The 19,005-nt window shown below is 68.7% G+C and carries 15 protein-coding genes; 4 read left to right on the top strand and 11 right to left on the bottom strand.

Annotated elements, in window-relative coordinates; translation table 11 throughout:
• Positions 1–57: 57 nt before the first annotated feature.
• Both DIE17_RS22265 and DIE17_RS22270 read right to left on the bottom strand, forming a co-directional pair.
• Positions 58–2,262: a xanthine dehydrogenase family protein molybdopterin-binding subunit gene (locus tag DIE17_RS22265; protein WP_124521327.1), complete on the bottom strand. Its 2,205-nt coding sequence runs from the start codon at positions 2,260–2,262 to the stop codon at positions 58–60.
• Complete coding sequence (locus tag DIE17_RS22270; RefSeq protein ID WP_124487393.1) at positions 2,246–2,686, bottom strand: (2Fe-2S)-binding protein; 441 nt, start codon at positions 2,684–2,686, stop codon at positions 2,246–2,248. The genes DIE17_RS22265 and DIE17_RS22270 overlap by 17 nt, the downstream gene beginning before the upstream one ends.
• Before the next feature lie 276 nt (positions 2,687–2,962).
• Here DIE17_RS22270 and DIE17_RS22275 point away from each other — a divergent pair, with 276 nt between their 5' ends.
• Entirely contained in the window at positions 2,963–3,346 is a 384-nt protein-coding gene (locus tag DIE17_RS22275) for a VOC family protein (RefSeq protein ID WP_409333458.1), read from the top strand.
• Between the two features lie 104 nt (positions 3,347–3,450).
• On the opposite strand, the gene DIE17_RS22280 is transcribed toward DIE17_RS22275, so the two are convergent.
• Positions 3,451–4,956: an NYN domain-containing protein gene (locus DIE17_RS22280; RefSeq protein WP_124487394.1), complete on the bottom strand. Its 1,506-nt coding sequence runs from the start codon at positions 4,954–4,956 to the stop codon at positions 3,451–3,453.
• A 252-nt stretch (positions 4,957–5,208) separates the two neighbouring features.
• Here DIE17_RS22280 and DIE17_RS22285 point away from each other — a divergent pair, with 252 nt between their 5' ends.
• On the top strand, positions 5,209–5,838 hold the full coding sequence (locus DIE17_RS22285; RefSeq protein ID WP_124487395.1) for an SDR family oxidoreductase: 630 nt from the start codon (positions 5,209–5,211) through the stop codon (positions 5,836–5,838).
• Positions 5,839–5,945: 107 nt separating this feature from the next.
• On the opposite strand, the gene DIE17_RS22290 is transcribed toward DIE17_RS22285, so the two are convergent.
• Positions 5,946–6,497 (bottom strand): peroxiredoxin, encoded by a 552-nt coding sequence (locus DIE17_RS22290; RefSeq protein ID WP_124521329.1) that lies wholly within the window; start codon positions 6,495–6,497, stop codon positions 5,946–5,948.
• A 279-nt stretch (positions 6,498–6,776) separates the two neighbouring features.
• Here DIE17_RS22290 and cdpA point away from each other — a divergent pair, with 279 nt between their 5' ends.
• Both cdpA and DIE17_RS22300 read left to right on the top strand, forming a co-directional pair.
• Positions 6,777–8,516 carry a cyclic di-GMP phosphodiesterase CdpA gene (cdpA, locus tag DIE17_RS22295; RefSeq protein WP_193759872.1) on the top strand — a complete coding sequence of 580 codons (1,740 nt, stop codon included), beginning with the start codon at positions 6,777–6,779 and terminating at the stop codon, positions 8,514–8,516.
• Between the two features lie 27 nt (positions 8,517–8,543).
• Entirely contained in the window at positions 8,544–10,055 is a 1,512-nt protein-coding gene (locus DIE17_RS22300; protein WP_124521331.1) for an HDOD domain-containing protein, read from the top strand.
• A gap of 78 nt (positions 10,056–10,133) precedes the next feature.
• Here the strand turns inward: DIE17_RS22300 and DIE17_RS22305 are convergent, their stop codons facing one another.
• From DIE17_RS22305 to DIE17_RS22340, 7 genes are all read right to left on the bottom strand, one after another.
• Entirely contained in the window at positions 10,134–10,928 is a 795-nt protein-coding gene (locus DIE17_RS22305) for an ABC transporter substrate-binding protein (protein ID WP_044849131.1), read from the bottom strand.
• 355 nt (positions 10,929–11,283) lie between these two features.
• On the bottom strand, positions 11,284–12,342 hold the full coding sequence (gene astE, locus DIE17_RS22315) for a succinylglutamate desuccinylase (protein WP_124521333.1): 1,059 nt from the start codon (positions 12,340–12,342) through the stop codon (positions 11,284–11,286).
• Positions 12,326–13,666, bottom strand: a complete 1,341-nt coding sequence (gene astB / locus DIE17_RS22320; protein WP_124487399.1) for an N-succinylarginine dihydrolase — start codon at positions 13,664–13,666, stop codon at positions 12,326–12,328. Before astB ends, astE begins: the two co-directional genes overlap by 17 nt.
• Positions 13,667–13,680: 14 nt before the next feature.
• Positions 13,681–15,144, bottom strand: a complete 1,464-nt coding sequence (gene astD, locus DIE17_RS22325) for a succinylglutamate-semialdehyde dehydrogenase (RefSeq protein WP_124521335.1) — start codon at positions 15,142–15,144, stop codon at positions 13,681–13,683.
• A gap of 7 nt (positions 15,145–15,151) precedes the next feature.
• On the bottom strand, positions 15,152–16,183 hold the full coding sequence (gene astA / locus DIE17_RS22330; protein WP_124521337.1) for an arginine N-succinyltransferase: 1,032 nt from the start codon (positions 16,181–16,183) through the stop codon (positions 15,152–15,154).
• A complete protein-coding gene (gene aruF / locus DIE17_RS22335; RefSeq protein ID WP_124521339.1) occupies positions 16,180–17,232 on the bottom strand; it encodes an arginine/ornithine succinyltransferase subunit alpha in 1,053 nt (350 codons plus the stop codon). Before aruF ends, astA begins: the two co-directional genes overlap by 4 nt.
• A gap of 30 nt (positions 17,233–17,262) precedes the next feature.
• Positions 17,263–18,495 (bottom strand): aspartate aminotransferase family protein, encoded by a 1,233-nt coding sequence (locus DIE17_RS22340; protein WP_044849125.1) that lies wholly within the window; start codon positions 18,493–18,495, stop codon positions 17,263–17,265.
• Between the last annotated feature and the right edge of the window lie 510 nt (positions 18,496–19,005).

Consider the following 19,005-nt stretch of genomic DNA (forward strand, 5'->3'; position numbering starts at 1 on the left):
TTGATATTGACCGGCGTCGCATCGCACGCCGCCGGCCTTGGGGGAACACCGGAAAGCTCAGGTCACGAGCGGCGTGGCGAACGGCATCGAGCGCGGCCGCTCGCCGGTCGCATGCCAGATCGCGTCGGCGACGGCCGGTGCGACCGGCGGCAACGCGACTTCGCCGCAGCCTTGCGGGTCGCGATCGCTGTCGACGATCACGACGTCGATCTTCGGCATCGCGGCCAGACCGAGCAGCGGGTAGTCCGCGAAATTGCGCTGCACGACCGCGCCGTGCGCGAACGTGATCTCGCTTCGGAACGTATTGGTCAGCGCGAAGCCGACGCCGCCTTCGACCATCTCGCGAATCAGCAGCGGATTGATCGCGCGGCCGCAGTCGATCCCGCACACGATCCGCTCGAGCTTCACGTTGCCGCCCGTCACGCGCACCTCGGCGATCGTCGCGACGTACGTGCGGAACGCGCCGCCGCGCCCCGTGTACAACGAATACGCGACGCCGCGCGACAGGCCGGCCGGCGCGCGGCCGAACCAGTTCGCGCGCGCGGCCGTCGCGTCGAGCACGCGCAGCGCGAGCGGGTCGTGCTTGAGCAACGCGCGCCGGTATCGCACGGGGTCGGCCCGCGCCGTGTGCGCGAGTTCGTTTACAAAGCTCTCGAGGAAAAACACCGTCGACGTGCTGCCGACGCTGCGCATGAAGCTGACCGGAATCGGCTGCATCACCGTGACCGAGTCGACCAGCAGGTTCGGCACGTCGTAGCAAAGGTCGTACAAGCCGTCGAGCATCGTCTCGTCCCAGCCACCCGCCTTCTCGTAGCGGTCGCGCTTGATCGCCGCATACAGCGAGTGGCCGGCGACGCGCGCATGCAGCGCGACCGGCAGCCCGTCGCTACCGAGCGCGGCGCGCAACCGCGCAGACGCGCACGGCCGATAGAAGCCGTGACGGATATCGTCCTCGCGCGAGCGGATCACCTTCACCGGCCGCCCCACCGCTTTCGACGCGACGGCCGCATGCACGACGAAATCGGGCACGTACTTGCGGCCGAAGCTGCCGCCGAGAAACGTCGTGTTGACGATGATGCGCTCGGCCGGCATGCCGAACAGCGCCGACAGCGCCCAGCGCACCTTGTCCTGCCCCTGGATCGGCCCCCACACCACGATCTCGTCCGCCCGCACGTGCACGGTCGCGTTGACGGGCTCCATCGTCGCGTGAACGATGTACGGCGTGTGGTAGTCGGCTTCGACGAGCGTGCCGGCCTCGGCGAGCCGGCGAGCGGGCTCGCCGATCGTCGTCGCGACCGCCGCGTGCTCCGCCTGCAGCGCGCCCTTGCACTGCGCGAGAATCGTCGCGCTGTCGAACGCCGGCGTCGGGCCCGCATCCCACACGATGTCCGCCGCATCGCACGCCTTCTTCGCCTGCCAGTAGGTATGCGCGACAACGATCACCGCGTCCTTCGCGAGCACGACGTCCGCGACGCCGGGCATCGCACGCAACGCATCGCGATTGTTCACGGCCGTCGGCCGGCCGTTCAGCGTCGGCGCCATCGCCAGCGCGCCGACCAGCATATCGGGCACCTGCACGTCGATGCCGTAGATCGCGCTGCCGTCGACTTTCGCGGGCACGTCGAGCTTGTGCAGCGGACGACCGATCAGCGTGTGCGCGGATTCCGGCTTCAGGCGCGGCTGCGGGTCGTGCGGCAGCTTCGCGGCGGCATCGACGAGTTCGCCATATGACAGCGACCGGCCGCTCGGCGCATGGATGACACGGCCGTCGCGCGTCACGCACTGCGTGTCGCGCACGCCGAGCCGCGCGGCACCGGCCCGCAGGAACGCCGAGCGCGCCTGCGCGCCCGCGATGCGCAGCCGCGTGTAGAACATCGTCGCCGACATCGATGCGCCGACGAACTGCTGCGGCGCCTCGTTCGCGGCGTCGATCCGGTACGCGTCGCGCCCCGTGACGAATTCGATCGTCACGCTGCGCCAGTCAGCATCCATCTCGTCGGCGAGCACCTGCGGCAGCCCCGTGTAGACGCCCTGCCCGACTTCGGCTTGCGACAGGCCGATGATCGTCGTGCCGTCAGCGTCGACGCGCACCCAGTCGTTGATCTCGCGAAAGCGTGCGCCGTCGCCGGCCGCCTGCACGACGTCGCCGATCGCGAGCGGCAGCAGCAGGCTGCCCGCCAGCGCGACGCCGCCCTTCAGGAATACGCGCCGCGATGCATTCGGCGTGTGCCGCACCCGCAGCGCGTCAGCCGGCCGCGACATGGATGGCCTCGCGAATGCGTTGATAGGTCGCGCAGCGGCACAGGTTCGTGACGGCCTGGTCGATCTGCGCGTCGGTCGGCTTGCGATGCCGCGCGAGCAGCGCGGCGGTGGCCATCACCATCCCCGACTGGCAGTAGCCACACTGCGGCACGTCCTTCTCGATCCACGCGCGCTGCACCGGGTGTGAGCGATCGTGCGACAGCCCCTCGATCGTCGTGACCGCGCGACCCGCGACGCTCGCGGCCGGCAGCACGCACGAGCGTGCGGCCTCGCCGTCGAGATGCACGGTGCAGGCACCGCACGCGCCGATGCCGCAGCCGTATTTGGTGCCGGTGAGCCGGGCCGTGTCGCGTATGACCCACAGCAGCGGCGTATCGGGATCGCCGTCGAAATCGAACGGCTGGCCGTTCAGCGTGAAGCGCATCGTCTGTCTCCCTGTTGCGCATCGCCGGTTCGTCATCCGGCGGATGGCGGCGATGGTTGACAGGGATTCTTGGCGGCGCAAAAAGCCACGCCAATGACCTTTGCTCCCGAAAAAGTAGCCGATCGTCCAGATCGTTGCAGACGACGATTCGCTGATGGCCGCCGCACCAGCCGCCGTCGTGGCCGCCGCGCTCGCCGCCCATCCGGCTTGCACGCCGGCGGTGATCGACTATCGTGTGTCCATGCCCACCCTCGCGCCCCGTCCCGGGGACCCGCCATGAACGTCCAGCTGAACCATACGATCGTCTGGTGCCGCGACAAGCACGCATCGAGCCGCTTCCTCACCGAACTTCTGGAACTGCCGGCGCCGACGCCGTTCGGCGCGATGCTGGTCGTCCGGCTCGACAACGGCGTGTCGCTCGATTTTTATGAAAAAGAGGGAGAGATCACGGCCCAGCACTACGCGTTCCTGACCGACGAGACCGGCTTCGACCGCGTGTTCGCGCGCATTCGCGCGCGTGGCCTGCCGCACTGGGCCGATCCGGCGAAGCGGCAGCCCGGTGAGATCTACCGCCATGACGGCGGGCGTGGTGTGTATTTCGACGATCCGGACGGTCACTTCCTCGAGGTGATGACGCGGCCGTACGTGCTGAACGGATAACGAAGCGCGTCGGCCGGTGTTGCACCGGCCGACGCGGCGGCGCGGGCAGCGCCCTCGGTCGGACGCCGTCCCGCCCGGACGCCCTCTGACGCCCGCTGACTCCGTTACTCGGCGGCGGCAGCCGTCTTGCGCGGACGGCGCGCGCGGGTCGCCGTCTTGCGGGCCGGCTTCTTCGGCTTGGCGCCGGCTGCTGCGTCGGCGGCCGCTTCAACGGTCGATTCGGCGGTCGGTGCGGCTTCGTGCGACGGCTGCGCGGCAGCCGCCGAGGCACCGTACTCGCCGGCCGTCGGCGCCGCGTGCTGCGCCGCGACGTGCCGGTCCTCGCCGTGCTCCGCGTCGCGATGTGTCGCTTCTGCATGCTTGCCTTCCGCATGCTTGTCGCCACCGTGCTTCGCACCGCCGTGCGCGGCCTCGTCCGGATTCGCCGCCGTGTGACGGCCGGCCCCCTTCGCATCGCCCGCCTGCTTCACGCCGGCCTTCTTCGCCCCTGCCTTCTTCGCCGCGGTCTTGCGCGCGCGCTTGCGGCCATCCTTCGCGTCACCGTGCGTGTCGGCCGCCTCATTCGCGTCGGCCGTCGCGGCCGGCACGAGCGCCGCTTCGTTCACGAAGTCGACGACGTCCGCCTCGTCGACATCGGCCCGCACGCTTTCGCCGACAGCCGCTTCCGCCCGCTGCCCGCGGCGCCGCGGCTCGCGCTCGGCCGTTGCGGCTTCCCCGTGGCGCCCGCCGTGACCGTGCTGGGCGCCGCCCGTATCGCGCGCCGCCGCCACCGGCTCGGCCGCCGCCGCGGACTGGCGCGGCCGCGACACGAACGCGCCCGACTTGTCGTCGCGTCCCACCTCGAGCAGGCCGCGCGCCTGCGCTTCGTCGAGCAGGTTGCCGAATGCGCGGAAACCGTAATACGACTCGTTGAAGTCCGGCTTGCGGCGCTTGATCGCGCTCTTGAGCACCGACGCCCAGATCTTGCCGACGTCGTCGCGCTCCGACGCCAGCGCATCGAACGTCTCGACCGCGAGCGCGATCGCCTCGCTGCGGCGCACTTCCAGTTCCGGCTTGCGCGACGGCTCGTCGGCGCGCTTCGCGCCGCCGTTGCCGGTGCGCTGCTGTTCGCGCTTCGCCAGCGCGCGCTGCTGCTCGCGCACCAGGTCGTCGTAGAAAATGAATTCGTCGCAGTTCGCGACCAGCAGGTCCGACGTCGACTTCTTCACGCCGACCCCGATCACCTTCTTCGCGTTCTCGCGCAGCTTCGACACGAGCGGCGAGAAATCCGAGTCGCCGCTGATGATCACGAACGTATCGACGTGCGACTTCGTGTAGCAGAGATCGAGCGCGTCCACGACGAGCCGGATGTCGGCCGAATTCTTGCCCGACTGGCGCACGTGCGGAATCTCGATCAGCTCGAAGCTCGCCTCGTGCATCGAGGCCTTGAAGCCCTTGTAGCGCTCCCAGTCGCAATACGCCTTCTTCACGACGATGCTGCCCTTCAGCAGCAGCCGCTCCAGGACGGGCTTGATGTCGAATTTCTCGTACTTCGCGTCGCGCACGCCGAGCGCGACGTTCTCGAAGTCGCAGAATACGGCCATGCTGACGTTGTCCAGGGGTAATGCCATGTGTACTCCAACCGGTTGGTCGCCGCGTTGTATTGCCTGGCGGCGAAAAATGCATCGCGCACATGATAGCCGGTCGGCGGGGCGATTCCGCGATCCGTGCGCGCGAGCGCGCGGAGACGGGGCGCCGCGCCGGCCGTTTCGGTGCGGTACAGCCCCAATTACCCGAGCGCCGCCGCCCCGATCGACATACACTTGAGTATCGGTCGTCCGTCCCTATCTGGAAGGACGACGCATCGAGCAAGGAGCGGTTTCATGACGACGAAGGTATTGCTGATTGGCGCGACCGGCCGCACCGGCCGGGCCTGCGCGGATCTGCTGCTGGAGCAGCCGGAATTCGAGGTGACTGCGCTGGTGCGCCGGCACGGCTATGCGCTGCCGGGCGCGAAGGTCGTCGAGGCCGATCTGACGGGCGATTTCTCGCACGCGTTCCAGGGCATCACGCACGTGATCTACGCGGCCGGCTCGGCGGAATCGGAAGGCGCCGCCGAAGAGGAGCAGATCGACCGCGACGCGGTCGCGCGCGCGGCCGAGCATGCGCTCGCCTACAACGTGCAGAAGCTGGTCGTGATCAGTTCGCTGACCGCGTACTGGCCGGAGCGCAGCGGCGACGCGCTGCGCCACTACTCGCAGATGAAGCGCGAAGGCGACGACCGCGTGATCGCGTCGGGCATCGATTACGTGATCCTGCGCCCCGGCCCGCTCGCGGACGGCCCGGGCGTCGGCAAGATCGCGCTGACCGAGGAGCCGCTCGACGCAGCGCCGCCGGTGTCGCGCCAGGATGTCGCGTGGGCCGCGATCGAGGCGATCAAGCTGGGCATTTCGCGCAAGGTCATCGGCTTCGTCGGCGGCAGCGTGCCGATCGAACAGGCATTGCGCGCCTGACGCTTGCCCGGCCTGCCCGCGCCGCCACGGGGCGGCCGCGTGTCATCGCGCCTGCGGCCCGCGAAGCGGGCCGCTTTACGGCGGGCTGACCGCCTGCGGATGGCTGCTTACGGCTTCGGATGCGCGTCGGCCCACGCCTTCACCGCGCCGAGCGTGTTCTCGACATGCTTGTCGGGCGACAGGCTCGTATATTGGTACAACACCTTCCCTTCCGGCGAAATCACGTAGGACACGCGGTTCGCGCGATCGAGCGCGGGCAGCTTCGCGTCGTATTCGCGGATGATCTTCGCGTCCGGATCGGCCGCGACCGGGAACTTGCTGCGGCACTCGCTCACCGAGAACTTCGTCAGCGTGTCGATGTTGTCCGCGGATACGCCGATCACCGTCGCGCCGTAAGCCTTGTAACGATCGACCGCATCCGCGAACGCATGCGCCTCGATGGTGCAGCCCTTCGTGAACGCGGCCGGGTAGAAGTACAGCACGACCGGCCCGTGCTTCAGCGCATCGGCCAGCGAGTACGTGTAAGTCTTGCCGCCCAGCGACGCCTGCGTCGTGAAAGGGGGCGCCGCGGCGCCCGGCTTCAGTTCCGCCTGCGCGACCCGCGCATGGCCGGCCACCAGCAGCGCCGCCGCGGCGCCCACCCATAGTTTTCGCTTCATCTGCGTCCTCATTTCTTATAAAGTCAGCCTCGATGTAGGCCGTATCGGCGTTCGCCTGTCGAACGCCGATGTGCGCGACCCGGTCCAGCGGCCGTGCCAGCCGCGGCCGGCCGGTTAAAGATTTTGCGCAGCCTGCCGTTATTTCTTCCGGACAACCAGTTCCAGCCCTTCACGTCAGCGAGACACATGGAAGCCAACAGGAAACAGACGCCACGCAAGGGCTCCTGGCGCAATGCCTTGCATACGCTGCGCCGCTTCGCCTGGTCGGGCGGCGCGCTGATGCCTGCGCGCGCCGGCGCGCCGCGCCGCGACGACACCGTGCGCAACTGGCTGGAACAGACGGTCGGCACGGTGGACTTCCTCGCCCATGTCGACCGCGAGCTGCGTTTCCTGTACGTGTCCGATGCGAGCCTGCGCTTCATCGGCTATCACCGCGACTACCTGCACACGCTGACGCTGCGCGACCTGATCGCGGAACAGGATACCGCGACGCTCGAAGGCCTGCTTGCACGCGCCGCGCGCTCCGGCCAGGTCGAGAAGGCGACGATGTGCATCGTCAAGTCGCTCACCTATCCGCTCGACGTCGAGGTCCGCGCGTTCAAGAGCCGCCACCACGGCGTCGACGGCTTCGCGATCGCGGCGTTCGACGTGTCGGCCTGGCGTGCGCTCGAGGCCCGCCTGACGTACGAGATGCACCACGACCCGATGACGGGGCTCGGCAACCTGTCCGCACTCGTGCCGGCGCTGATGCGCGCCCAGCAGGCCGCCGACGAAAGCGGCACCTGTGCCGCCCTGCTGCTGCTCGACCTCGACGACTACCAGCGCATCAACCGTGCGCTCGGCTACGACGCCGGCGACACGCTGTTGCGCGACACCGCGCAGCGGCTGCAGGCGCTCGTCGCGCCCGGCGAGCAGCTCGCGCGTGTCGCGAGCGACAAGTTCGCGGTCGTGCTCACCGCACCGGACCGCGCACACGCGAGCAATGCCGCGGACGCGCTCGCGCGCCGCCTGCAGGCCGCGGTGCGCGAACCTTACGCGTACCAGGGGCAGACCGTCCACCTGTCCGCGAGCATCGGCATCGCCGTGTACCCGGACGAACGGGCTGCGCCCCATCGCGCGCAGCACCACAGCCCGCTGCTGCGCCGCGCCGACCACGCCCTCGCGCAGGCGAAGGCCTCGGGCGGCAACGCGCTCGCGTTTCACGCGCCGGTCGACGATCCGGCCGACGCCGAGCGGCTCAAGCTCGAAGCCGACCTGTACGACGGCGTGCGCAACGGCGAGTTCTCGCTCCACTTCCAGCCGATCACGCGCAGCCAGTCGGGGGCGGTGGACGGCGTCGAGGCGCTGATCCGCTGGCGTCATCCGGTGCACGGCCTCGTGCCGCCGGCGACCTTCATTCCGCTCGCCGAATCGATCGGCCTGATCAACTATCTCGGCAACTGGGTGCTCAAGGCCGCGTGCATGCAGCTCGTCGCCTGGGATCGCCAGGGGCTCGCGCTGCAGTACGTGGCGGTCAACGTGTCGCCGCAGCAGTTCCGCGACCCGCGCTTCACGCAGAGCGTGCGCGAGGCGATCGCGCTGACGGGCATCGATCCGCGCCGCATCGTGCTGGAAATCACCGAAAGCCTGCTGATGCACGACCCCGTGCAGGCAAAGGGGCTGCTCGAGGAGCTGACCGAGCTCGGCATCCGCTTCGCGATCGACGATTTCGGCACCGGCTATTCGAGCCTCGCCTACCTGCAGCGCTTCCCGCTCGCGAAGCTGAAGATCGACCGCAGCTTCGTCGAGAACCTGCTGACGTCGCGCAACGACCGCGCGATCGTGTCGGCGGTGGTCGGCCTCGCGCAGACGCTCGATCTCGAACTCGTCGCGGAAGGCGTCGAGACCGAGGCACAGCGCGAACTGCTGACCGAGATGGGCTGCAACCACATCCAGGGCTGGCTCGTGTGCCAGGCGCTGCCGTCCGAGGAACTCGCACGGCGCTTCGAGGCGCAGCAGCTGCGCCTGCACGCCGCCTGACGCGCGCGGCGAACCGGATAGATCCGTATGTCAATCACCGCACACCTGCCCCGCACGGCGCTGCTCGACAAGCTGTGGGCCCGGATGAACGAACGGGGCGACTTCCCGCTGCTGTCGGAGTCGCTGCGCGCGACGATGGCCGCGATGAAGAACGACGACCTCGACTTCACCGCGCTCGTGCGCGTCGTGCTGTCGGATTTCGCGCTCACGCAGAAAGTCCTGCGGCTCGCCAATTCCGCGATGTACATGGCGTTCGGCGGCAACATCACGACCGTCACGCGGGCGCTGATGGTGCTCGGCATGGACACGGTCGGCCATCTGGTCGTCGGGCTGAAGCTCGTGGACCACTTCCACCACAGCACGCCGCGCCGCATCGACGCGAAGCTCGAGCTGAACCGCGCGCTGCTGTCCGGCTGCGTCGCGCGCAAGCTCACCGAGCATGCGGAGCTGCGCGGCGGCGAGGAAGCCGTCGTCTGCACGCTGATGCGCCAGGTCGGCAAGCTGCTGGTGGTCTGCTACCTCGACAGCGAATGGGACCGGATCCGCCGTCGCGCCGCCGAGCTGGACGGCGACGATGCGGCCGCGTGCATCGACGTGCTCGGCGTCGGCTTCGACGAGATCGGTATCGAGGCCGCCGCGAACTGGCGGCTGCCCGACGTGATCCGCGCCGGGATGGCCGACGGCGACGGCAGTACCGCGCATGCCGCGAGCCTCGACGAGGACGATGACGACGCCGATCGCCAGCGCTCCCGCGACGCGTGCGCCGACGACAGCCCCGGCCGCGTACGCTGGCTGCGCGCGGTGAGCCGCTGCTCGACCGATGTCGCCGGTGCGCTCGCGATGCCCGCGGGGCCGCAGCGCGACGCGCACATCGCGGTGCTCGCGCAGCACTACAGCCAGGAGCTGGACATCGACGCCGACGCGCTGGTGGCGATCGCCGACCGGCTCGCATCCGAGGAAGCGAGCGACACCGTGATGCGCGAGATCGTCGAGTTGCGCGCGAACGCCGACGCGATCGCGCGGGCGCAGCCCGATCCCGAGGCATGCCTCGAGGCCGGTCTCGCGGACCTGCGCGCGCTGCCGTCCGAGCACGTGCTGACGCCGGTGCTCGCGCTCGCGTCGGAAAGCCTGCTCGCGGGCCTCGCGTTCACGCGCACCGTGATGTTCGTGCGCCGGGAAGACGGCGCGTTCGCCGCGCGTCTCGGCTTCGGCCCGGGCGTCGATGCGGCGCTCGACCGGCTGTGCTTCGACGAGCGCTTCGAGCCGGACGTATTCCATCTCGCGATCACGAACTCGGTCGGCATCTTCATCGAGCAGGCGCAGGACCCGAAGATGGTGAAGCGCCTGCCCGCGTGGTATCTCGACGCGCTTCCGGACACGCGCGCGTTCGTGCTTCTGCCGGTGCGCGTCGGCGCGAAAACGGTCGGCCTGCTGTACGGCGACTGGGCCGGCGCGCAGCCGGCGCGCAAGATCACGCAGCAGGAGATGAGCGTGCTCAACGAACTCGCGCGCGAACTGGGGCGGTTCTTTCCCGCGTAATCGGCGTGATGCGGGCGGCGCCCCAAAAGCAAACCGGCCGCAAAAGCGGCCGGCTGCAGGTACGACGGATCGAAATGCTTACTTGAGCGTGACCGGCACGCTGAAGTACTTCTTCGCGAGGTTGTCGATCGTGCCGTCGGCCTTCAGTTCCTTCAGCGCCTGATCGAGCGCGGTCTTCAGCGCCGCGTCGTTCTTGCGCAGACCGAAGCCGACGCCCGAACCGAGGATCTCGGCATCGCTGACCGTGCCGCCGGCGAAGCCGAAGCCCTGGCCTTGCGGCTTCGACAGGAAGCCCTTCGAGCCCGCCTCCGAATCCTGGAACGCCGCGTCGAGACGGCCCGACTTCAGGTCGGCGTAGGCGAGGTCCTGCGTCTGGTACGGCACGACTTCGACGCCGGCCGGCGCCCACTTCTTCTTCGCGTACGCTTCCTGGATCGTGCCCTGCAGCACGCCGACGCGCTTGCCCTTCAGTGCTTGCGGGGTCGGCTGCAGGCCGCTGCCCTGCTTCGCGATCAGCTGGTTCGGGATCGTGTAGATCGGATCGGTGAACGCGATCGCGTGCTTGCGCTGGTCGGTGATCGTCATGTCCGAGTTGATCGCGTCGAACTTGCGCGCCTGCAGCGCGGGGATCAGGCCGTCGAAGTCGTTCTCGACCCACACGCACTTCGTCTTCAGCTTCGCGCACACCGCGTTGCCGATGTCGATGTCGAAGCCGGTCAGCTTGCCGTCGGGCGTCTTGTATTCGAACGGCGCGTACGAGGCCTCGACGCCGAACCGGATCTCCTTCAGATCCGCTGCCATCGCGCTGCCTGCCGCCACGGCCGATGCCGCCACTACCGCGTGCGCGGCCACTTTACGCCAATCCAACTTCATCAGGTGTTCTCCTCGATACTCGAATGTTCCGGAACTACGGGCGCATGCATCATCGCAGGGTCGGATGACGACGCCAATGCCGATGCCGCGCCTTGATGCGGCGCAACAGCCGCAAGGCCGCGATTGTACCAATCCGCGGGGCCCGGCACGGCAAAGCGGCCGCCGGCCCGCGATGCTGCGCTGCGTGCACGATGACGGCAGGATGCGCCGTCGAACTTGCAAGACGATGTCGCAAATACGCAAGCGCGACGCACGGGCCATCCGCGCGGCATGCGGGCGTCGATCGCAAAAAAGGAAATGCGGCCGGACGATGCGCGTGCCGCGGCCCCCGCAGCCACGCGCCACCGGCCTTGGATCAGACGAGTGCGGCCAGCGTCTCGCGCGTCGTATCGACCACCAGCAGCCCCGCGCGCAGGCCCGGCTTCACGGCCGGATTCGGAAACACGATGCGCTCCTCGTCGTGCTGCACCGTGTAGCGGTAGTCGCCGTCCTGCGCGAGTACCGTGCCGCGCGCGAACGCGGTGAAATTCGCGACGTCGGCCGCGACGAACAGCTCGAGCGCATCGCTCTGCTTCGTGATCTGGTCGATCACGGTGAACACGCGCGGCAACGCGGCGTCGACGTCGCGCGGCGCACCGGACACGAGCTTGCGCACCGCACGGTCCGCCGGCGCGAAGCGCGACAGGTCGTTCTGGCCGAACGGCCGCACCTTGCCGAGTTCGAGCGTGCACGCGAGCGCGCCGCAGTGCTCGGCCGTGTAATGCGAATACGTGTTGCCCTTCGCGGTATGCAGCAGCACGGCCGCGATGCGCGCATCGCCGAGCCATTCGACCATCTTGCGGGCCGGCGGCGTGCCCGTGTGGGGCAGCAGCGCGAACTGTTCGAACACCGATGCGCGGATCGCCGTGTGCATGTCGACGTGCCAGCGCGCGCTGCCGGCCGGCGCGTCCGCGAAGAACGCGGCGGCCGCCGCTTCGAGCTGCACCGCGCGCGGCGCTTCGCGGCTCGCGGGCACTTGTGCGTGACGGCCGCTGAACAGGCGGTTCAGGTCGTCGTCGAGATAGCGTGCGCCCGCGCGCATCGCCGGCACGTTGCCGAGCACGACGAGCAGGCGGCACGCGAGCGGCAACGTGCCCGCCGCGAGATCGCGCACGAGCATCGACAGCAGCTCGATCGGCGCGGTCTCGTCGCCATGCACGCCGGCCGACACCAGCACGCTCGCACGCGCCGCAGCGCCCGCTTCATTCGCTGCCGGCTCGAGCGCGAGCAGCCCGTCGCCGAGCCAATGCCAGCGCACCGCGCCGTTCGCGCACGCGCCGACCTTCACGGCCGGCGCGTCGCCCGCGAGCGTGAACGCGAGGAAGTCGTCGAGCAGCACGGCGGCCGGCACGCGGGACTCAGCGCTGGAAGTCATACAGCGACCCGACGCGCAGGATCTGCGTGAGCTCGTCGAGCGCCGTGCGCGATTCGTCGAGCAGCGTCGGATCGGCGAGGTCTTCCGGTGCGAGACGGTCGCGGTAGTGCTTTTCGATCCACGCGTCGAGCGACGCGAACAGCGTGTCGTTGATCCACACGTTCGACGTGACGGCCGCACGCTCGGCGTCGTTCAGCACGACGCGCAGGCGCAGGCAAGCCGGGCCGCCGCCGTTCTTCATGCTTTCGCGCAGGTCGAACACGAGCACGTCGCGGATCGGGCCGTTGCCGGCCGCGAGCTGGTCGAGATAGGCGGCAACGTTCGCGTTCTCGCGGCATTCCTGCGGCACGACGAGCACCTGCGAGCCGTCCGCGCGCGACAGCAGCTGGCTGTTGAACAGGTACGACGTGACCGCATCGTTCACGCTCACGGCCGCATCGGGCACCTCGATCACGTTCAGCCGCGCGCCGCGCGCGTCGAGCGCGGCCGTCAGCGTGTCGTAGATCGCCTGCTTGTTGACGAACGCGCGCTCGTGCGTGAACAGCGTGTCGCGGTTGCCGACCGAGATCACGTCGTTGTGGAACACGCCTGCATCGATCACGTCCGGATCCTGCTGCGCATAGACCGTCGCCGTTTCGGCGAGACCGTGGCGATGCGCAACCGCGCGGCTCGCCTCGAAGGTCTGGCGCGCCGGGAAGCGCTTCGGCTCCACGCCGCGGCGGTATTCCGCGCGGCCGTACACGAAGAACTCGACGCCCGGCAGGCCGTATTCGGCGCAAAAGCGCGTGTGGTTGGCCGCGCCCTCGTCGCCGAGTGCCGGCGTGCCCGTCAGCGCCTCGTGCACCGCGAAGTGCGCGGGATCGGCGAACAGCGTCGACAGCGTGCGGCGCGTCGCTTCGTGCTCGATCGCGCGATGCAGCTTGCTGCACAGGTTGGCCGGCGTGAAGTGCACGCGGCCGTCGCTCGTGTCGGCCGACGGGCTGACGGTCGCCGCATTCGCGGTCCACATCGCCGACGCCGAGCTCGCCGCGGCGAGCAGCTCCGGTGCCTGCTTCGCGGCCTTCGCGATCACGTCCGCATCCTTGCCGGAGAAGCCGAGCTCGCGCAGCAGGCGCAGCGACGGACGCTCCTGCGGCGGCAGCACGCCTTGCGCGAAGCCGAGGTCCGCGAGCTGCTTCATCTTGCGCAGCCCCTGCTTCGCGGCGGCCTTCGGATTCGCGGCCGACTTCTCGTTGTTGAGCGACGCCACGTTGCCGAACGACAGCCCGGCGTAGTTGTGGGTCGGGCCGACGAGTCCGTCGAAATTGGCTTCTTGTGCGTTCATCGTCGTTCCCTCGATCAGAAATGCAGGCCCGGCGACAGGCTCGCGGGCAAGGTCAGTTGGGTGCTTTCCACCGACGCCATCGGATACGCGCAATAGTCGGCCGCGTAGTACGCGCTCGGCCGATGGTTGCCCGAGCGGCCCGTGCCGCCGAACGGCGCGGCCGACGATGCGCCGTTGGTCGGGCGGTTCCAGTTGACGATCCCCGCACGAATCGTGCGGCGGAAGTGGTCCCATGCGTTGGCGTCGTCGGCGAGCAGGCCGGCCGACAGGCCGAACGCCGTGTCGTTCGCGCGCTCGATCGCTTCGTCGAACGTCGCGTAGCGGACGATCTGCGCGAGCGGGCCGAAGTGCTCTTCGTCGGGCAGGTTCGCCACGCCGGTCACGTCGATGATCGACGCGTTCACGAAGCCCAAGCGCGGATCGCGCTGCGTCATCGCGATGATCGGCTGCGCACCCTGCTCGATCAGGCGCGACTGCGCGTCGACGAGCTTGGCGGCCGCGCGTGCCGAGATCACCGCGCCCATGAACGGCTGCGGATCGGCGTCGAACACGTCGGCCGTGATCTTCGACGTGACGTCGGCGAAGCGTGCGAGGAAGCGGTCGCCGAACGCGCCGTGCGGCACGAAGATGCGGCGTGCGCACGTGCAGCGCTGGCCGGCAGACAGGAACGCCGACTGGATCGTGTGATGCACGGCCGCGTCGACGTCCTCGACTTCGCCGATCACGAGCGGGTTGTTGCCGCCCATCTCGAGCGCGAGCACGATTTCCGGACGGCCGCCGAACTGCTTGTGCAGCAGCGTGCCGGTATCAGAGCTGCCGGTGAAGAACAGCCCGTCGATCTGCCGGTGATTCGCGAGCGCGATGCCCGTGTCCTTCTCGCCCTGCACGAGGTTCAGCACGCCGGCCGGCAGACCGGCTTCCTGCCACACCTCGACCGTCGCGCGCGCGACGCCCGGGGCGAGCTCCGACGGCTTGAACACGACCGCGTTGCCCGCGATCAGCGCCGGCACGATATGACCGTTCGGCAAATGGCCGGGAAAGTTGTACGGACCGAACACCGCGACGACGCCGTGCGGGCGATGGCGCAGCACCGCGACGCCGTCGGCCATGTCCTGGCGCTTCTCGCCGGTGCGTTCCTGGTAGGCCTGGATCGAGATGCCGACCTTCGCGGCCATCGCCGCGACTTCGGTGCGGGCTTCCCACAGCGGCTTGCCGGTCTCGCGACCGATCGCGGTCGCGATCGCTTCCTTGCGTTCGGTGAGCAGCGCGGCGAAGCGCTTGACGATTTCGCAGCGCGCTTCGAAGTCGAGCGCCGACCAGCCGGCGAACGCGCGGCGCGCGCTCGCGACCGCGCGGTCGACGTCGGCCGCCGACGCGCTTTCGCCCTGCCATGCGATCGCGTCCGTGCCCGGGTTGCGCGAAGCGAAGACGGGGCCCGAGCCTGCGACCCAGGCGCCGTCGATGAAGAGTTCCGTCATGATTCGTTTATCCCTGTTTGACTTTGAGCGGCAGCACGCGGACCGGATCGCCGGCCTTCACGTCGAGCGCGGCGGCATCGTCGGCCGACAGCACGAATGACCCGTTCACGACCACGCCCGGCGCGACGCCGACGCGGAAATCGCCGAGCGACGTGTTCGATACGAGCGACTTCGGCATATCTTCCCGCACGTCGGGCACGCCGATCGCGACCGGCACGACGACGCTCTCGCGCACCGTGCGCAGGTCGTTGATGTGGCATTCGAGCACCGGGCCCGCGTCGAAGATGTCGACGTGGTTCTGGTAGCGCAGCCCTTCGGCCTCGAGCATCTTGCGGGCCGGCAGCGTGTCGCGGTGCGTGAGGCCGACCGCGTCCTGCGCGTCCTGCGGCAGCAGGTCGACGTACACCGGATAGCGCGGCATCAGTTCCGCGAGGAACGACTTGCGGCCGTGCGAGCTGAGGTAGTCGGCCGCGTTGAAATCGATCTGGTAGAAGTGCGAACCGACCGCGCGCCAGAACGGCGACGTTCCGTCCTCGTCGAAGTGGCCGCGCAGTTCCGCGCAGATGCGTTCCGGGAAGCGTTCGCGGAACTGCGCGATGAACATGAAGCGCGAGCGCGACAGCAGGCCGCCGACGCCGCCCGTGCGGTAACGCGGGCTCAGGAACAGCGAGCACACTTCCGCGTAGCCCGTCAGGTCGTGCGAGATGTTGAGCGCGGACATCCGCGTCCACACACCGAGCTCCTGGCTCGCGTGCACGACCGTGCTCACGCGATAGTTGTAGAACGGCTGTTCGAGGCCGACCTGCGTCTCGATCCCGCACACGCCCGCGATGTCGCCCGTCTTCGATTCTTCCATCACGAAGAAGTAGCCGGCCTCGCCCGGCGCGGCCTCGCCGTCGAGCGTGCGGCGCGTGCGTTCGATGCGCGCGGCGAGCGCGTCGCGATCGGGCTTGAACGTGGTCAGGCCCGGCCCGGTTTCCTTAGCGAGCGACACGAGCGCGTCGACGTCGCCCGTTTGTACGACCCGAACGACGATCATGCTGCGTCTCCCTTCATGTCTTCATCGTCGCGGCGGTGCAGCGGCACGCAGCGCACGACATCACCATCCTTCACATCGAGCGCCGCGCGCACGTCGCCGGCGAGCGGCGCGTCGGCCGTATCGCCCGGCAGGTCGGCCAGCACGCAGCGGAACGATTCGCCGCTGCCGGTCGACACTATGTACGCGACGTCGCCCTGCTGATGCGCGGCTTCGCGCACCGTGCGCTCCGCGCCGTGCTTCACGCATGCGGTGCGGTCGACCTGCGCGGTCAGCACGGGGCCCGCGTCGAAGATGTCGACGAAGCGGTCCGGCTCGAAGCCTTCCTCGAGATGGATGTCGTACGCGAGCAGCGCCGTTTCGTTCGGCTCGCCGAGCACGCGCTGCGCGGCTTCCGGCAGCAGCGGCACGTAGAGCGGATACGCCGGCATCACTTCCGCGATGAACGTGCGGCTGCGGCCGCCCGACGCGATGTCGACGTCGGTGAAGTTGCGGCCGAAGAACTTGCGGCCCACCGCTTCCCAGAACGGCGATGCGCCCGTGCTGTCGCTCACGCCGAGCAGCAGCGTGAACACTTCCGGCGTGAAGCGGCGGCGGTTCGCGGCGATGTACATCATCCGCGCACGCGAGATCAGGTGCGCGGCCGCGTCGCCGCGCAGCGACGGATCGACGTAGAAGCCCGCCAGCCGGCTCTTGCCGGTCAGCTCGTGCGACATCGTGAGCGCGTGGATCTTGCGGTTCACGTGCAGCTCGCGCGACGCGTGGATCAGTGCATCGTTGCGGAATGCGTAGAACGGTTCCGAGTAGCCGGCCGCGGCCACGATGCTCGCCGTGCCGAGCAGCTTGCCCGTCGACGAATCCTCGAGCACGAAGAGATAGAACTCCTCGCCGGCGAAGTCGACGTCCGCGCGAAACGAATCCTCGGAGAGCGCCACGCGCGCTTCGAGCGCCGCGCGATCGTGCGGCAGCGAGTGCAGGACCGGCTGCGCGGTGCGCGCCATGTGCGCGAGCGCATCGAGATCCGTGAGTTTGCCGGGGCGAACAAATAGCATCGTCGTTCCTGTCTGCGATGGGCGCGCCGCTCAGCGCGCGGTGGCTTCCTGGGCCGCGAGCACCTGCTCGACTGCCTTCTCGAAGCGCTTCACGCCTTCGTCGAGCAGGTCGAACGGGATCACGAGCGACGGCACGAAGCGCAGCACGTTCGGGCCCGCGATCAGCATGATCAGGCCGTTCTCGGCGGCGGCGGTGACGAAGTCCTTCGCGCGGCCGTCGAATGCGGCGGTGAGTTCCGCGCCGACCAGGAGGCCCTTGCCGCGGATGTCCTTGAAGATGCCGAAGCGTGCGTTGATGCGTTCCAGCGCGCCCTTCAGGCGCACGCTGCGTTCGCGCACGCCTTCGAGCAGCGCCGGGTCGCCGATCAGCTCGACGACCTTGTCCGCGATCGCCGACGCGAGCGGGTTGCCGCCGTACGTCGTGCCGTGCACGCCGACCTTGAAGTGGGCGGCCAGTTCGTTCGTCGTCAGCATCGCGCCGATCGGGAAACCGTTGCCGAGTGCCTTCGCGGTCGTGAGGATGTCCGGCGTGACGCCCGTGTCCATGTATGCGTAGAACTGGCCCGTGCGGCCAACGCCCGTCTGCACTTCGTCGAAGATCAGCACTGCGTCGTTGGCGTCGCACGCTTCGCGCAGTGCCTTCAGGAAGGCCGGATCGGCCGGGATCACGCCGCCTTCGCCCTGCACCGGCTCGACGATCACCGCGCAGGTTTGCGGGCCGATCGCGGCCTTGGCCGCTTCGATGTCGTTGAACGGCAGGTGCTTGATGCCTTCCGGCACCGGGCCGAAGCCTTCCGAGTATTTCGGCTGGCCGCCGACGCTGACCGTGAAGAACGTGCGGCCGTGGAACGACTGGACGAACGACACGATTTCGTACTTGTCGGCGCCGTGGCGGTCGAATGCGACGCGGCGCGCGAGTTTCAGCGCGGCTTCGTTCGCTTCCGCGCCCGAGTTCGCGAAGAATGCGCGGTCGGCGAAGGTCAGCGCTTCGAGGCGCTTCGCGAGGCGCAGCACCGGCTCGTTCGTGTAGCCGTTGCCGATGTGCCAGAGCTTGCGGCCTTGTTCGTCCAGGACCTTCAGCAGTTCCGGGTGGCCGTGGCCGAGCGACGTGACGGCGATGCCGCAGGCGAAATCCACGTATTCGCGGCCGGCCGTGTCCCACACGCGCGAGCCCTCTGCACGGTCCGGCACGAACGGCGCGGGGGAGAATACCGGCACCATCACTTCGTCGAATGTCTGGCGGGTCACGGTCGAGGTCGTCATGGTCGTTCCTTTCGGTTTCGTAAGAGGGTTCAACAGGATCAAGTTTAGGTAAGGGTGACGCAAGCGTCTTGCGGAATTGCGACGGGTTCTATCGGAAGCGGATAGGGCGCTTTATTTTGCCTCTCCCCGGCGGGGGGCGTGGCGTTTTGTGCTTGGTTGCTGTTTCGCGGTTTTTTGGCGGTGCGCTCGCCGTTTGGCGTGAAGCACCTGCGATCGTGTCGGTCTATTAGCGTCGCCCCTGCGCGGGGCGGCGGTTACTTTTCTTTGTCTTGCCAAAGAAAAGTAACCAAAAGAAAGGCGCCCGGATAACGCATGACTTCCCGGTGCCGTAGTCCACCAAGTGGCCCTCGCCTAAGTGTCCGCGCCAGTCGGGAACCCGGAGTGGTTCGAGCAATGGTTCCGACACCACTCACCACCCCGCGGAGTGGTATACCGCCCGCTAGCTCCGCCCTCGCTTCGCTCGGTCGACAGGTCCACACGTCCCGCTTCGCAAAGCTGTCGGTCGATTGA

The sequence above is a fragment of the Burkholderia sp. Bp9099 genome (assembly GCF_003857805.1).
Lineage (GTDB): Bacteria > Pseudomonadota > Gammaproteobacteria > Burkholderiales > Burkholderiaceae > Burkholderia.

Coding starts and splice junctions, on each gene's coding strand:
- cdpA (WP_193759872.1), top strand. CDS start 6,777: ATGCCTGCGCGCGCCGGCGCGCCGCGCCGCGACGACACCGTGCGCAAC.
- DIE17_RS22285 (WP_124487395.1), top strand. CDS start 5,209: ATGACGACGAAGGTATTGCTGATTGGCGCGACCGGCCGCACCGGCCGG.
- DIE17_RS22265 (WP_124521327.1), bottom strand. CDS start 2,262: ATGTCGCGGCCGGCTGACGCGCTGCGGGTGCGGCACACGCCGAATGCA.
- DIE17_RS22340 (WP_044849125.1), bottom strand. CDS start 18,495: ATGACGACCTCGACCGTGACCCGCCAGACATTCGACGAAGTGATGGTG.
- DIE17_RS22280 (WP_124487394.1), bottom strand. CDS start 4,956: ATGGCATTACCCCTGGACAACGTCAGCATGGCCGTATTCTGCGACTTC.
- DIE17_RS22290 (WP_124521329.1), bottom strand. CDS start 6,497: ATGAAGCGAAAACTATGGGTGGGCGCCGCGGCGGCGCTGCTGGTGGCC.
- astE (WP_124521333.1), bottom strand. CDS start 12,342: ATGACTTCCAGCGCTGAGTCCCGCGTGCCGGCCGCCGTGCTGCTCGAC.
- astB (WP_124487399.1), bottom strand. CDS start 13,666: ATGAACGCACAAGAAGCCAATTTCGACGGACTCGTCGGCCCGACCCAC.
- astA (WP_124521337.1), bottom strand. CDS start 16,183: ATGATCGTCGTTCGGGTCGTACAAACGGGCGACGTCGACGCGCTCGTG.
- DIE17_RS22305 (WP_044849131.1), bottom strand. CDS start 10,928: ATGAAGTTGGATTGGCGTAAAGTGGCCGCGCACGCGGTAGTGGCGGCA.
- DIE17_RS22275 (WP_409333458.1), top strand. CDS start 2,963: ATGAACGTCCAGCTGAACCATACGATCGTCTGGTGCCGCGACAAGCAC.
- DIE17_RS22270 (WP_124487393.1), bottom strand. CDS start 2,686: ATGCGCTTCACGCTGAACGGCCAGCCGTTCGATTTCGACGGCGATCCC.
- DIE17_RS22300 (WP_124521331.1), top strand. CDS start 8,544: ATGTCAATCACCGCACACCTGCCCCGCACGGCGCTGCTCGACAAGCTG.
- aruF (WP_124521339.1), bottom strand. CDS start 17,232: ATGCTATTTGTTCGCCCCGGCAAACTCACGGATCTCGATGCGCTCGCG.
- astD (WP_124521335.1), bottom strand. CDS start 15,144: ATGACGGAACTCTTCATCGACGGCGCCTGGGTCGCAGGCTCGGGCCCC.